The organism is Cellulomonas sp. PhB150, from assembly GCF_003755175.1.
Taxonomy (GTDB): Bacteria; Actinomycetota; Actinomycetes; order Actinomycetales; family Cellulomonadaceae; genus Cellulomonas.
Map to the genome: position 1 here is coordinate 449,417 of NZ_RKHX01000001.1, position 12,822 is coordinate 462,238.

At 73.5% G+C, this 12,822-nt stretch carries 17 protein-coding genes; 11 read left to right on the forward strand and 6 right to left on the reverse strand.

Features of this window, described 5'->3' with window-relative positions; translation table 11 throughout:
* Positions 1 to 16: 16 nt before the first annotated feature.
* From EDF34_RS02145 to EDF34_RS02160, 4 genes are all read right to left on the reverse strand, one after another.
* Positions 17 to 877 carry an SDR family oxidoreductase gene (locus EDF34_RS02145; RefSeq protein ID WP_123369721.1) on the reverse strand — a complete coding sequence of 287 codons (861 nt, stop codon included), beginning with the start codon at positions 875 to 877 and terminating at the stop codon, positions 17 to 19.
* A gap of 75 nt (positions 878 to 952) precedes the next feature.
* Positions 953 to 1,645 carry a glycosyltransferase family 2 protein gene (locus EDF34_RS02150; protein WP_123369722.1) on the reverse strand — a complete coding sequence of 231 codons (693 nt, stop codon included), beginning with the start codon at positions 1,643 to 1,645 and terminating at the stop codon, positions 953 to 955.
* Positions 1,642 to 3,000, reverse strand: coding sequence for a bifunctional PIG-L family deacetylase/class I SAM-dependent methyltransferase (locus EDF34_RS02155; RefSeq protein WP_123369723.1), 1,359 nt, complete (start codon positions 2,998 to 3,000; stop codon positions 1,642 to 1,644). Before EDF34_RS02155 ends, EDF34_RS02150 begins: the two co-directional genes overlap by 4 nt.
* A complete protein-coding gene (locus EDF34_RS02160) occupies positions 2,994 to 4,034 on the reverse strand; it encodes an acyl-CoA dehydrogenase (RefSeq protein WP_123369724.1) in 1,041 nt (346 codons plus the stop codon). The genes EDF34_RS02155 and EDF34_RS02160 overlap by 7 nt, the downstream gene beginning before the upstream one ends.
* Positions 4,035 to 4,252: 218 nt before the next feature.
* Between EDF34_RS02160 and EDF34_RS02165 the strand changes: the two genes are divergently transcribed.
* The 6 genes from EDF34_RS02165 to EDF34_RS02185 all read left to right on the forward strand — a co-directional run bounded on the left by EDF34_RS02165 (position 4,253) and on the right by EDF34_RS02185 (position 7,710).
* Positions 4,253 to 4,435, forward strand: a complete 183-nt coding sequence (locus EDF34_RS02165; RefSeq protein WP_123369725.1) for a hypothetical protein — start codon at positions 4,253 to 4,255, stop codon at positions 4,433 to 4,435.
* Positions 4,436 to 4,474: 39 nt separating this feature from the next.
* Positions 4,475 to 4,669 carry a CsbD family protein gene (locus EDF34_RS02170; protein ID WP_123369726.1) on the forward strand — a complete coding sequence of 65 codons (195 nt, stop codon included), beginning with the start codon at positions 4,475 to 4,477 and terminating at the stop codon, positions 4,667 to 4,669.
* Positions 4,670 to 4,929: 260 nt separating this feature from the next.
* Positions 4,930 to 5,544 (forward strand): hypothetical protein, encoded by a 615-nt coding sequence (locus tag EDF34_RS17760; RefSeq protein ID WP_233575136.1) that lies wholly within the window; start codon positions 4,930 to 4,932, stop codon positions 5,542 to 5,544.
* Positions 5,541 to 5,951, forward strand: coding sequence for a phage holin family protein (locus EDF34_RS17765; protein ID WP_233575137.1), 411 nt, complete (start codon positions 5,541 to 5,543; stop codon positions 5,949 to 5,951). Before EDF34_RS17760 ends, EDF34_RS17765 begins: the two co-directional genes overlap by 4 nt.
* Positions 5,951 to 6,589 carry a DUF3618 domain-containing protein gene (locus EDF34_RS02180; protein ID WP_123369727.1) on the forward strand — a complete coding sequence of 213 codons (639 nt, stop codon included), beginning with the start codon at positions 5,951 to 5,953 and terminating at the stop codon, positions 6,587 to 6,589. The genes EDF34_RS17765 and EDF34_RS02180 overlap by 1 nt, the downstream gene beginning before the upstream one ends.
* A 71-nt stretch (positions 6,590 to 6,660) precedes the next feature.
* Positions 6,661 to 7,710: a YihY/virulence factor BrkB family protein gene (locus EDF34_RS02185; RefSeq protein WP_123369728.1), complete on the forward strand. Its 1,050-nt coding sequence runs from the start codon at positions 6,661 to 6,663 to the stop codon at positions 7,708 to 7,710.
* A gap of 5 nt (positions 7,711 to 7,715) precedes the next feature.
* Here EDF34_RS02185 and EDF34_RS02190 read toward each other — a convergent pair whose 3' ends face one another.
* Positions 7,716 to 8,282, reverse strand: coding sequence for a hypothetical protein (locus tag EDF34_RS02190; protein ID WP_123369729.1), 567 nt, complete (start codon positions 8,280 to 8,282; stop codon positions 7,716 to 7,718).
* Positions 8,283 to 8,518: 236 nt separating this feature from the next.
* Between EDF34_RS02190 and EDF34_RS02195 the strand changes: the two genes are divergently transcribed.
* From EDF34_RS02195 to EDF34_RS17965, 4 genes are all read left to right on the forward strand, one after another.
* Positions 8,519 to 9,022 (forward strand): ANTAR domain-containing protein, encoded by a 504-nt coding sequence (locus EDF34_RS02195; protein WP_123369730.1) that lies wholly within the window; start codon positions 8,519 to 8,521, stop codon positions 9,020 to 9,022.
* 137 nt (positions 9,023 to 9,159) lie between these two features.
* Positions 9,160 to 9,900: a GAF and ANTAR domain-containing protein gene (locus EDF34_RS02200; protein WP_158615027.1), complete on the forward strand. Its 741-nt coding sequence runs from the start codon at positions 9,160 to 9,162 to the stop codon at positions 9,898 to 9,900.
* Positions 9,897 to 10,334, forward strand: coding sequence for an SRPBCC family protein (locus EDF34_RS02205; protein ID WP_123369732.1), 438 nt, complete (start codon positions 9,897 to 9,899; stop codon positions 10,332 to 10,334). Before EDF34_RS02200 ends, EDF34_RS02205 begins: the two co-directional genes overlap by 4 nt.
* Before the next feature lie 88 nt (positions 10,335 to 10,422).
* On the forward strand, positions 10,423 to 10,683 hold the full coding sequence (locus tag EDF34_RS17965) for a GNAT family N-acetyltransferase (protein WP_199737668.1): 261 nt from the start codon (positions 10,423 to 10,425) through the stop codon (positions 10,681 to 10,683).
* Here the strand turns inward: EDF34_RS17965 and EDF34_RS02215 are convergent.
* Positions 10,674 to 11,063, reverse strand: coding sequence for a phage holin family protein (locus EDF34_RS02215; RefSeq protein WP_123369733.1), 390 nt, complete (start codon positions 11,061 to 11,063; stop codon positions 10,674 to 10,676). The genes EDF34_RS17965 and EDF34_RS02215 overlap by 10 nt on opposite strands.
* A gap of 322 nt (positions 11,064 to 11,385) precedes the next feature.
* Here EDF34_RS02215 and EDF34_RS02220 point away from each other — a divergent pair, with 322 nt between their 5' ends.
* Positions 11,386 to 12,735: an HNH endonuclease signature motif containing protein gene (locus tag EDF34_RS02220; protein WP_158615028.1), complete on the forward strand. Its 1,350-nt coding sequence runs from the start codon at positions 11,386 to 11,388 to the stop codon at positions 12,733 to 12,735.
* Positions 12,736 to 12,822 lie beyond the last annotated feature (87 nt).

The window sequence follows — 12,822 nt, forward strand, 5'->3', positions numbered from 1 at the left end:
ACCGCGACCCGAGACGTCAGAAGACCGGCTTGCCGCCCGTGACGCCGAGGACCGTCGCCGAGACGTACGACGCCGTGACGTTCGAGGCGAGGAAGACGAAGGCGGGTGCCACCTCGGCGGGCTGGCCGGCGCGGCCGATCGGGGTGTCCGTCCCGAACGACTCGATCTTCTCCGACGCCTGCGTGGCCGGCTGCAGAGGCGTCCAGATCGGTCCCGGCGCGACGGCGTTCACGCGGATCCGTCGCGGCCCGAGCTCGGAGGCGAGGTTGACCGTGAAGTTGTTGATCGCCGCCTTCGTCGCGGCGTAGTCGAGCAGCGACTCCGACGGCTGGTAGGCCTGGATCGAGGAGTTGTTGATGATCGAGCCACCGTCGGGCAGGTACTCCAGGGCGGTCTGCGTCACCCAGAACAGCGCGTAGAGGTTCGTCGTGAACGTGCGGTCGAGGTCCTCGGAGGTGACGTCGGCGAACGACTGGCGGCGGGCCATCTGGTAACCCGCGTTGTTGACGAGGACGTCGAGGCCGTCCAGCTGCTCTGCCGCGGACCGCACGGCCGACCGGGCGTCGATCTCGACGCGCAGGTCGGTCGGGATCAGGATGCACCGTCGCCCCGCCTTCGCGACCCACTCGGCGGTGTCCCGCGCGTCCGCCTGCTCCTCGGGCAGGTACACGATGGCGACGTCGGCCCCCTCCCGAGCGAATGCGATCGCCACCGCGCGGCCGATCCCGGAGTCACCGCCGGTGATGAGCGCGCGCTTGCCATGGAGCTTGCCCGAGCCGACGTAGCTCTCCTCGCCGTGGTCCGGACGCGGCGTCATCGGATCAGTCAGGCCGGGGGGCTGCTGCTGCTGGGCGGGGAATCCGGCGTCGTCGGTCATGGTGCCTCCGTGCTGATGGGTGCTCGCGGTGGCTTCGACGGTCGCACCGGCTCGACCGGTGCGCCACCCGAGTTCTCAGCGGGGAAACGCCAGCCGGAGGTAGCTCGCGTAGCCGCCCGGCGTCCTGCCGGTCGTGCGTCCGGACGTCAGCACGTCCGCCTCGTCCGACGCCTCGAGGACGACGAGCGGGTCGGCGCGCAGCCGAGCGACGAGGTCGACGTCCTCGTGCTCGGCGAGGGGCGCGAAGCCGCCGGCCCGTGCGTACGCGTCGGCCCGGACACCCAGGTTGGCGCCGTGCACGTGGCCGTTCGGACGGCCCGGGACGCGCGTCGCGCGCCAGGCGGCGAGCTGCGCGGACGTGAGGTCGCGCGGGTCGGGCCGGACCGTGCCGAGGACGACGTCCGCACCTGCGTCGGCCAGCTCGCGCTGCACGCGCAGCCAGTTCTCCGGGACCACGGAGTCGGCGTCGGTCGACGCGATCCACACCTCGGCCGGGTCGTCGTCCCCGAGCACGAGACCCGCGACGACGCCCGCCGCACGGGCCGCCCCCACCGCACGCGCCGCGAGCACCACCTCGAGGGCGTCGAACCGCCGGACGATCCCCGACGAGCCGTCGTGGCAGTCGTCGAGCGCGACGACGACGTCGACCGGTGCACCGGCCTGCGGCCGGGCGCGCTCGATCGAGGCGAGGCAGTGCGTGAGCAGCTCCTCCTCGTCGTGAGCGGGCACGACGACGACGATGCGGGCGATCGCCGGCCGATCACTCATGGCACCAGGCCCTCGCGCTGCGCGACCGAGCGCCCCTCGACGCCCCACACGTCGAGGGCGACGTCCGCGTCCCGGTAGGTCGAGACCCGGGTCAGGCCCAGCGTGCGGTCCAGCGTGCGGTGCACGTCGTCGCCGGTCTGCGCGTGCTCGTGGACCGGGTGCCGCCAGTGGCACGCGACGACGACCCCCTCAGGGCTCAGCGCGGCACGGAGCCGCCCCGCGAGCGTGACCAGCTCGGGCGCGGTCAGGTAGTAGGCGACCTCGGACAGCACGACGAGGTCGTACGGCCCGTCGGGCACGCCGTCGCGGACGTCGTGCCGGCGCGCCGTGACCCCGGGCCGGTCCACGAGCCGGTCGGCGGTGCGCCGGACCGCCGCCTCGGCGACGTCGGTCGCGAGCAGCTGGTCGCAGCGGACCGCGAGGTCGGCGGTGAGCAGCCCGATCGACGAGCCGACCTCGAGCGCCGACCCGAACCGCGGTGCGGGGAGCGCGGCGAGCGTCAGCGCGCGCTTGCGCTCCTCGTACCAGCGGGTCCCGAGCCGCCACGGGTCGTCGCGGCGCGCGTAGGCGGCGTCGAAGAAGTCGGCTCCGGGGCCGACGGGCGGCGCGTCGTCCACCACGAACACCTCGACGTCGCGGTCGGCGTGGCGCAGGAACGCCGGGTGCAGCGGCGCAGCGTCCTCGGGTGCCCCGGACCAGGCCTGGGTCTGCGTCGCGTGCCGGGCGACCGCCCGACGCTTGAGGACGACCGCGCGGTCGTCCAGGGGCAGCGCCCGCAGGCGGTCCCACGGGACGTCGGCGTGGTCGGGGTTCGCCCAGTGCCACATCCACAGCGGGTACTCCCACAGCTGCGCGCCGACCTCGGTCGCGAGCTCGGCGCAGATCTCGCCGACCACGCGGTGGTCGCGGTGGCCGTCGCCGCGCCACGTCGAGACCATGGTGGTGACCGGGTCGGCACCGAGCGCGTCGCGCAGCGCGGCGGCCACCTCGGCACGGTGCTCGCGGACCGCGCCGTCGGGGAAGCCGAGAAGGCGGACCCTCGAGCCCGGCGACAGGAGCGAGACCGCCTCCCTGACCTCCGCAGCGCGCAGCCGCACCAGGTCGGCGGGCGTCAGCGTCGGCGAACCCGGGTGGGAGCCCGCGCCGTCCGTCACGACGACCACGTCGGCGGGCCGGCCCGCGGCGGAGAGCTCGCGCAGCAGGCCACCGGCGCCGAGGGTCTCGTCGTCGGGGTGCGCCGCGACGACGACCGTCCGCCCGGTCGGACGCGCCAGGCCGGGGACCCGGCCGAGGCGGTCGTCGGCGTCCCAGACCTCGACCGGGGTCCCCGCAGCGCGGCCGTCGAAGCTCACCACGGCGCCGCACCGCGGGCGAGAACGGCGCCGAGCGACGCATCGTCGCGCTCGGCGTGCTGCTGACGGACGTACACCTCGAGGTCGGCCACCCGCTTGGCGTGCGCCGGCTCCTGGGTGAGCGGCCCCGGTCCGAGCGCGTGCCCCGCGATGCGCAGCGTGTCCTCGCAGGTCCGCGCCACGGTCGCGCGCACGCGCTTGGCCAGCACGCGGCCCGCCGCACGCGCGTCGCCGTCCTCGGGCTCGGTGCCGTTCCGGGTGACCGCCCCCGATGCGTCCACCCGGGCGGCGGCGTCCACCAGGCAGACGCGCGCCGCGGCGAGACGCTCGTCGACTGCCCCGAGGTGCATGGTCAGCAGTCGGTCGTCGGGCCGGCGAGCCGCCTCGGCGTGCACGCGCCGCGCGACTCCTACGGCGCCGCCGAACCAGCAGGCCGCCACACCGATCGCACCCCACCAGAAGCCCGGCCGCTCGAGGTACCAGTCGGCACCGGCGACGAAGGTCGCGCGGGCCTCGTCGAACCTGACCGGCGTGCTCGGGATCTCGACGAGCCCGCGGGCCGCCCACGGCTGGTCCACGGGACTCACCTCGGGGGCGTGCAGGTCGACCGCGAGCAGCACCCGGCGCCCGTCGTCGGCCAGCGCCGTCACCAGCGCGGAGTCGAGCACACCGGCGAGCGAGCACCAGGGCTTGATCCCGTCGAGGGTCCAGCCCGCCTCGGTCTCGTGCGCCGCGAGCGGAGCGCCGGGGCCTTCGGCCGCGTAGACGCCCCACATGCCGGTGCGCGGCACGGTCGCGCGGGCCTGGTCGAGCACCGCGAGGGCGTCCAGGTGCGGCTCCACCGCGCGGGCGACCGCGAGGTCACGCACGGCGAGTGAGGCGAGGAGCTCCCACAGCCGGGCGGTCTGCCCGCGGCCCGGGCGCAGCTCGCCGGGCCATCCGGTGATCTCCTGCAGCGCGTCGGCGACCGATGCCGGGCGCGACGGCATCTCGCCGCCGGGCTCGCCCAGGTTCACCGGCCTGTCGTCGTCCGTCATGCTCGTCCCCCTCCCGCCGCCCGGCCCCCACCGGGGCCGGGCCAGATCATCACCCCCCGACGCGCGGTCGGCCACCGGGAACGCCTCGCGTTGCGCGATCCGTGGGGCGGCGTAGCGTGACGATCCGGTCCTGACAGTGGCCCCCCACCGCCCCGCCCGTCCCGTCGACGTGACCGGCGCGCGGCCCCGCACCACACCACCACCCGAGGAGTGCCGCCATGAGCTCACCCATCCCCGACCCGGGCCAGGTGCCCGACGAGCCGAACTTCACCGACATCCCCGGCGACGGCCCGTCGTCCGTGGACGACCCGACGCCGCCCGACGTGCCCGAGCCGCCCGCCGGCCCGGACAGCGACGGCGGCGACGACGCCGGCCTCGAGGGATCCATCGAACCGCTGTAGCAGTGGGGGCACCTGCCCCACCAACCGAAGGAGAGCACCATGGGTCTGGACGACAAGATCAAGCACGGGGCCGAGGAGGCCAAGGGCAAGGTCAAGGAGGGCGTCGGCAACGCCACGAACAACGACGACCTCGCCGCCGAGGGCAAGGCCGACCAGGCGTCGGCCGACGTCAAGCAGGCCGGCGACAAGGCGGGCGACGCCGCCCACGACGTCAAGGACGCCTTCAAGCACTGACCTGCACGTCGTCCACCGGCCGGTCCCGTTCGGGGCCGGCCGGTGGCATGTCCGCTTCGTCCTGAGTGGCGGGAGTCGGCTGGGGGGCCTAGCGTCCGCAGTGCCGGCCCGTCCGTGGCCAGGCACCGTCGCCAGGGGCAGGAAACGCCGCCCAGCGCCGCCCCGCGTGATGCTCCGCGCTCGCGCCGATCCAGCACTCGCGCCGTCCGTGTGCTCTGGCGTCCGTGCTGCCGCTCCCCCTCACGACGGAAGGCTCCATCATGACCGACTTCGACACCCGCGAAGCGCCCTCGCTGCAGGACACGTTCCCGCCGCGCGACCAGCCCGCGTCCGGTGGCTCGGACGACTCCTCGGACTCGTCCGCGTCCGACAAGCTCAAGGGCGCGGCCTCCACCGCGAGCGACGCCGGCGCCTCGGTGCTCGGCGAGGCCCGTTCGGGCGCGGCCGACGTCACGCAGGAGGCGCAGCGCCAGGCTCGCGACCTGTGGGACCAGACCCGCAGCGAGCTGGCCGACCAGACCGGCGACCAGCAACGACGCCTGGCTTCCGGGGTGCGCTCCTTCGCCAGCCAGCTCGACGAGATGGCGTCCGGCCCGGAGCAGCAGGGCGTCGCGACCGACCTCGCCCGGCAGCTCGGGGGACGCGCCGACACCCTGGGCCGCTGGCTCGAGGACCACGGTCCCGACGAGGTGCTCGAGGAGGTCCGCTCGTTCGCCCGCCGCCGCCCGGGCACGTTCCTGCTGGTCGCAGCGGGCGCGGGCCTGCTCGTCGGGCGCCTGACGCGGGCACTGAAGGACGCACCGTCCGAGGAGCCGACCACAGCGACCACGACGCAGCCGACCTCGCAGCCGACCTCGAACGGGTACCAGCCGTGAGCGACGGCTTCCACGCCGAGGCCCCGCCGCGCGCGTCGGTGGGCGACCTGCTGGGCGACGTGACCCGCGACCTGTCGACCCTGCTGCGCCAGGAGGTCGAGCTGGCCAAGGCGGAGGTCAAGCAGTCCGCGCAGCAGGCCGCCAAGGGTGGATCGATGTTCGCCGGCGCCGGCGTGGCCGGGCACATGGTGCTGCTGTTCCTCAGCGTCGCCCTGTGGTGGGCGCTCGGCGACGCGATGGGCAGGTCCTGGTCCGCGGTCGTCGTCGCGGTCGTCTGGGCACTCGTCGGGGCCGTGCTGTTCGTCCGCGGCCGGACCGAGGCTCGCCGCGTCAAGGGACTGCCGCGCACCGCGGAGTCCGTCAAGAAGATCCCGAACGCCCTGCAGGGGCACGAGGAGAAGAACTGATGAGCACCGACCCCGACCAGATCCGCGCCGACATCGAGCGCACCCGCGTCGAGCTCAGCTCCGACGTCGACGCGCTGTCCGACAAGGTCAGCCCCAGCCAGGCGGCCCACCGTCAGGCGGACCGCCTCAGGTCCGCCGCCTCCGGCGTCAAGGACCGTGTCCTGGGCTCCGTGCACGACGGCTCCGACGCCGCCGGCTCGGCCGCCTCGTCGCTCGGTGACCGGACGACTGCCCTGCCGGGCGCCGCCCGGGAGCGCACCGCCGGCAACCCGCTCGCTGCGGGCCTGGTGGCCTTCGGCGCCGGTTTGCTCGTCGCCTCGCTGCTGCCCTCGACGAGGCGCGAGCAGCAGCTCGCCACGAGCGTGAAGGACCAGTCCACGCCGTTCGTCGAGGACGTCAAGGGCGCAGCGCAGGACGTCGCGGCCAACCTCAAGGCACCCGCGCAGGACGCCGCGTCGGCCGTGAAGGACTCGGCGACCGAGGCCGTCGCTCACGTGCAGGACGAGGGCCGCTCCGCGGTCCAGGACGTCACGTCGCAGGCCAAGGACCCGTCCGGCCCGCAGCCGGGCGGTGCGCCCGACGACGGTGCCGTGCCCGACGACGGCGGCGGCGCGCACGTCGCGCGCGACCTGCCGTAGCCGAGACCGGGGCGGGCACGGCACCGTGCCCGCCCCGCAGCTCGCCCCGACGCACTCCGAAGGACGCTCCGATGACCCAGGACACCAGCACCGCGAAGGCCGACGCACCCGACCCGGAGGACCCCCGCAAGCCGGACTCGCCCGGCGACCTCGAGAAGCGGTCGTGGCTGTACGTGGTGCGCAAGACGCTGCGGGAGTTCAGCAAGGACCAGTGCACCGACCTGGCCGCCGCCCTCACCTACTACGCGGTGCTCGCGGTCGCGCCGGCGCTGCTGGCCGTCGTCTCGATCTTCGGCCTGGTCGGCGACCCGCAGGCGATGGTCGACAACGTCACCACGATCATCGGGGACGTCGGGGGGCAGTCCGCGGTCGAGAACGTCGAGCCGGTCCTGGAGAACCTCACGCAGGCGCCCTCGGCCGGGATAGCCCTCGTCGTCGGCCTCGTCCTTGCCCTGTGGTCCGCCTCGGGGTACGTCGCGGCGTTCAGCCGGGGCATGAACCGGGTCTACGAGGTCGACGAGGGCCGCCCGATCTGGAAGCTGCGTCCCGCGATCCTGCTGGTCACCCTCGTGCTCGTCGTCATCGCGGTCCTGATCCTCGCGATGGTCGTCCTCTCGGGCGGTGTCGCGACCTCGGTCGGTCAGACGATCGGGCTCAGCGACGTGGTCGTCACGGTCTGGAACATCGCCAAGTGGCCCGTCATCGTGGTCCTCGTCATCGCTGCGGTCGCGATCCTCTACCACTCGACCCCGAACGTGAAGCAGCCGAAGTTCCGCTGGGTCAGCCTCGGCGCCGTCGTCGCGATCCTCGTCTGGGTGCTCGCGTCGGCAGCCTTCGCCCTCTACGTCGCGAACTTCTCGAGCTACGACAAGACCTACGGCTCGCTGGCCGGCGTCATCGTGCTGCTGCTGTGGCTCTGGCTCACCAACCTGGCCCTGCTGTTCGGCGCCGAGCTCGACGCGGAGGTGGAGCGTGGGCGCGAGCTGCAGGGGGGCATCGCGGCCGAGGAGACGATCCAGCTCCCGCCGCGTGACACGCGCGCGAGCGAGAAGAAGCAGGCCAAGCTCGACGAGGACGTCGAGCGCGGTCGCTCGCTGCGGGAGCAGGCGTCCGAGGAGTGACCCCGCTAGGCGCGTCGCGGGCCGGGGACGCCGAGCCTGGCCAGGGCGCTGGACGCGGGCTCGCCGGCCGCGACGGCCTCGACCAGGGTCGTCGCGACCGTCACCGCGTCCCGTGCGGACGCGTCGACGCACCGGGAGAGCAGCACCGCCGCCTCGTCGGGACCCACGTCGCGGGCGGCGACGACGATCCCGACGGCCTGCTCGAGCGTCGCGGTGCGGACTGCGGCGGCGCCGATCGCGGCATTCGCCACCTCGGCCGCCGCACCCCGCCACTCCTCGGTCATGTCGACCAGGTAGCCCTGCGCACGCGGAGCGGGGTCCGTGACGACCAGGATGCAGGTGCGGTCCCGCCGCCTCGCGTCGCGCAGGCGGTAGGTCACGGGGCCCGTCCCGGCCCCGCTCGTCAGCGCGTCGCGCACCGCGTCCCGGTCGGCGTCGTCGACGTGCGCGAGCCACAGGGACAGCGTCGGCCGCACCTGGCCGGGCGCGAAGCCGTGGATCTCGAACATGCCGTCGGTCCAGCGCCACGGGGTCGTGGCGAACCCGTCGGCGGGGGCCGCGAAGGCCCCCACGCGTGGGTTCGTACGCGCGGCAGGGCGTGGGTGATCCGTGGACTGAGCAGGCGTCGCCGGCACGTCGACCTCCGAGATGGCAACCGGGTGGCGGAGCCGCGTCCTGACTCGATGCCAGCCTACCCGCGCAGACGCAGGCCCAGCGCGCGTCGGGCGCGGCCGGTGCGCGGAGCGCGTTACCGTTCTCCCTGGTCAGGGAGCGGCCGAGTCCTTCGGACACGAGGCGGAGCTGCGCCATGACGCTCGATCAGGCACCCGAGGCGGTGGTGACGCTGTCCACCGACGACGACACCCTGACCACCTACCTGAACTCGGTGCACCCCGACGACCGGGCCGCGGTGGCCACGGCGGTCTCGACCGCCCGCCCCGGGCCGTTCGCCTCCGCGCACCGCGTCGTCTCCGACACCGGCACGGGCCGCGTGCTGTGGGTCGGCAGCGCCCATCGGGACGGCCTCGGAACGAGGATCGAGGGGCGGATCCTCGACATCACGCGTGAGCACGCCACGGTGATCCGGTCGTTCGTCGACGAGGCGATCGTCGCGTCCGACGCCCACCGCGCGAGCATCGAGCGGGCCAAGGGCATCATCATGGCCGAGCACCGGGCCAGCGAGGTCGACGCCTTCACGGCACTGCGGCGACGCTCGAACGAGGCGAACGTCAAGCTGCGGCTCCTGGCGGAGCTGATCGTCCGTGAACGGAGCTCACGGGGCCTCGTGATCTTCCCCCGCGCTCGTCGCTGACGCCGCGCCCTTCGCACGCGGCGGGCCTACAGTGAGTGACCGCGGCCAGCGCCCCCGGGTGCTGGCCGAGCGGCCGCCGCACGCGGCCCCGTCGATCGTCGATGAGCCGCGGCGTCGAACCAGGAAGGCACGTGCCCATGGACGTCACGCTCGAACGCGCCGAGGCGATCACCGAGCTCCAGTCGATCCTCCTGTCCACCTCCGACATCGACGACCTCGTCCAGGCCGTCGCGGATGCCGCCGCCGCGCGCCTCGCGCCGCCCGCCGAGGTCACGGTCACCCTGCGGCGCCACGGCCGGCTCGGCGTGGTCGCCAGCAGCGGTGACCGGGCGCGGCGGTGCGACGAGGTCGAGTACGCCGCCGACGACGGTCCGTGCGTCGAGGCCGTCGACAGCCTGACCCTGGTGCTCTCCGCCGACCTCACCACCGAGACGCGCTGGCCGGCGTGGACGCAGGCAGCTCGCGAGGCGGGCTTCCGGTCCGCCGCGGCGTTCCCGGCCGAGGTCGAGCCCGGGGTGTCGGTGGCCGTCAACCTCTACAGCGAGGACCCCGAGGGCTCGATCGAGGCCTCGACCGAGCGCGGGACGATGTACGCCGGCGAGGTCGCGCGCGCCGTCCAGCTCTCCTTGCGCGTGGCGCGCGAGGCGGAGACCTCGCAGGACCTGCGCGCAGCACTCGCGTCCCGCTCGGTGATCGACCAGGCCGTCGGCGTGATCATGGCGCAGAACCGGTGCTCGTCGGACGACGCCTTCGCCATGCTGCGCAGCGCGTCGCAGCACCGCAACGTCAAGCTGCGCGACGTGGCCACCTCGATCATCGAGAACCTCACCGGCCAGGCCCCCACGCCGTCCCGGTCCTTCGTCGAACGGTCGTCGTGAGCGTCGTCGAGAGGCGCATGGCCTGCAGCGCGGACGCCGTGCTCCGTGTCCTCCGCGACGGCTGGCTGTACCCGACGTGGGTCGTCGGGGCGAGCCGTGTCCGGGCCGTGTCCGACGACTGGCCCGAGCCCGGGTCGCGGATCTCGCACTCGGTCGGGTTGTGGCCCTTCACCATCGACGACGACTCCGTGTCGCTCGCCTGGTTCCCCGAGCACGGCATCGAGCTGCAGGCGCGCGGCTGGCCGGCGGGCGAGGCCCGCGTGCGGGTCTCGGTCGTCGCCGACGGCCCCGGGTGCGTGGTCCGGATCACCGAGGACGCGGTCCGCGGGCCCGGCACCTGGGTCCCGCGTCCGATCCGGTCCGCCGCCCTGCACGTGCGCAACGTCGAGTCCCTGCGCCGGCTGGAGTGGCTCGCGGCGCGGCGGGAGCCATGACCCGGCTCGGAGCCCGTCTCGACCGGTGGACGCCGGCGCTGGGGCCTTGCTCGACGTGGCGCGGGTGCCACCGTGCACGCCGTGAACTCTGCCCCATCACCGCGATCTCGGACCTGTCGGCCCCGCGGGCGTAGACAGATCTCGCGACGGTGGTCGGCGTCGACACGCCCGTGCCGGCCGCCTGGTCCGCGCGGTAGCCGCCGGGATCCGGGCGGAGGAAGAGACCCCCTTCCTGCACGCGTCGGCCGCGAACACCTCGACGATCAGGCTCTACCGGGGGGCTCGGATTCGAGCTGCGCCGGTCGGTCGAGCTCGTCGCGCAGCGCTCGCCCGCCTGACCTACAGCTGACGCGACTGCCGCACGGCCTTCTTGATCAGGACGACCGGGAGCAGCAGGGTCCCGAGCATCGTGACGATCCAGACGACGACCGCGCCGAGGACCCAGGCCTGCACGCCGTCGATCGTGAGGCCGTCGCTCACGAGCGTCGCGATCCACAGCCCGACGAACGTCGAGATGAGCCCGACGCCGCCCGTCAGCGCCATCGCATAGCGCCTCGTCATGACCATGATCCACGGCGACAGGATGCTCTGCAGTGCCGCGAACACGACGACGGCGACGATGAAACCCGACGTGGACACGTCGAACCCGTCGACCACGAGCGAGGCGACCCAGAGACCGATCGCCGCGGAGGCCAGGAAGATGCCTGCCCGGATGAGGATGTTGATCATGTCGAACCGTTCTTCTGGGAGCCGCGACGTGCCCTCACCCTAGGGACCCACGGGCAACGGGACGACGGAGCGGCGGGCGTGTCGCTGCTCCGCTCATGGGTCTGCTTGAGCGGCCCCATCTGCGGAGTCATGGGGCGCCTCCCCTTCGGACCGGAGCGTCCACAGGCTCTCGGGGTCGTGTCAGTGGGTGGTCGTACAGTTGTTCGAGTCAGGTTCGGACGACGAGGGAGGCGCGATGACACTGCCCGGTGGATTCGTGCAGTCCAGCCGCAGTGCAGCGGCGGGCTCGCCGCTGCCTGCGGTGACCCCTGACCCTCTTGTCGTGGCCGCTGGATCCGATGCTGTCGCCTCCGAGCACGGGGTGCCGACCTTTCCCGTCCAGGCGACCCTGACGCAGGTGTCTGGTCTCCTGGAGTCGCTGGACCTGTCCTCGCTCAGTGCCGCTGAGCTGGTGGAGGTCGTCACTGGCTGGCAGCAGGCGGCGTCGATGGTGGCCGCGCACCAGGCCGCGGCGATCTCGGAGGTGATGGCGCGTCGGACCCCGATGGGTGACTTCGTCACCGATGAGCTGGCGTGCGCGATGGTGACCACGACCGCGTCGGTCGAGGTCCTGGTCGGCCGCGCCGCCGGGATCCACGCCCACCCGTCCCTGGGCGATGCGCTGCTCGCGGGGTTCATCGATGTCCGCAAAGTCGACGTCATCCTCGACGGCACCCTGGCCCTGGGGTTGGGTGACGCCCGCGACCGGTTGGTCGCCGAAGCAACCGAGGTCGCGCGGGGGCTGACCCCGACCCAGCTGGTGAGGTGGTTGCGGCGCCACGTGCTGATGATCGATCCGCGCGTCGCCGAGAAGCGACGCAAGGCCGCCCGCGAGGACCGCGGTGTCGAGCTGGCGTGGGCGAACGACTCGATGGCGAGGTTGATCGCGTTCCTGCCTGCCGAGGACGCCGTCGCCGCGTTCACCGTCATCGACGCCCTGGCCGGCACCAGTGACGACACCTGCGCGGGACGCACGATCCACCAGCGCCGCGCTGACGCGTTCGCCGACATCTTCGGGTCAATCATCGACACCCAGCACACCCCCGGCGGAGACCCGGTCCCGCAACGCCACGGACAGCGGGCAGCGCTGCACGTCACCGCCGCCGCGACCACCCTGCTCGGCCTCGACGAGCTGCCCGGTGAGCTGGCCGGATACGGGCCCATCCCGGCCTCGGTCGTGCGGGTCCTGGCGCAGGACGCGACCTGGCGGCGGATCTTCACCGACCCCGCCACCGGCACCTTCCTCGGCTGCGGCAGCCGCACCTACCGCCCCGGAGCCGACCTGACCCGCACCGTCCAGACCCGCGACGTGACCTGCACCTACCCCGGCTGCCGCCAACCCGCGATGCGCACCGAGCTCGACCACGTCATCCCCTACGACCCGACCCGGGCCGGCGAGCAGCAAACCACCGAGGCGAACCTGCACGCGTTGTGCAAGAGACACCACCAGGCCAAGACCAAGAAGATCTGGAACGTGAAACGGGACAGGGCCACCGGCAACACGGTCTGGACCAGCCCCCTCGGGATCACGTACTACCGCTCACCCATCCCGGTCCACATCAGCCCCAAACTCCTCGACCCCACCAAGCACCGCAAACCACCACCGACCTACGACGGCGACCCACCCTTCTGAGGAGCGGGCGGAAGCCGCGCCCTTTCGTCCACCGTACGAAGACTCACCGCACGGAGACTCACCGCCCGGAGACTCACCGCACGGCGT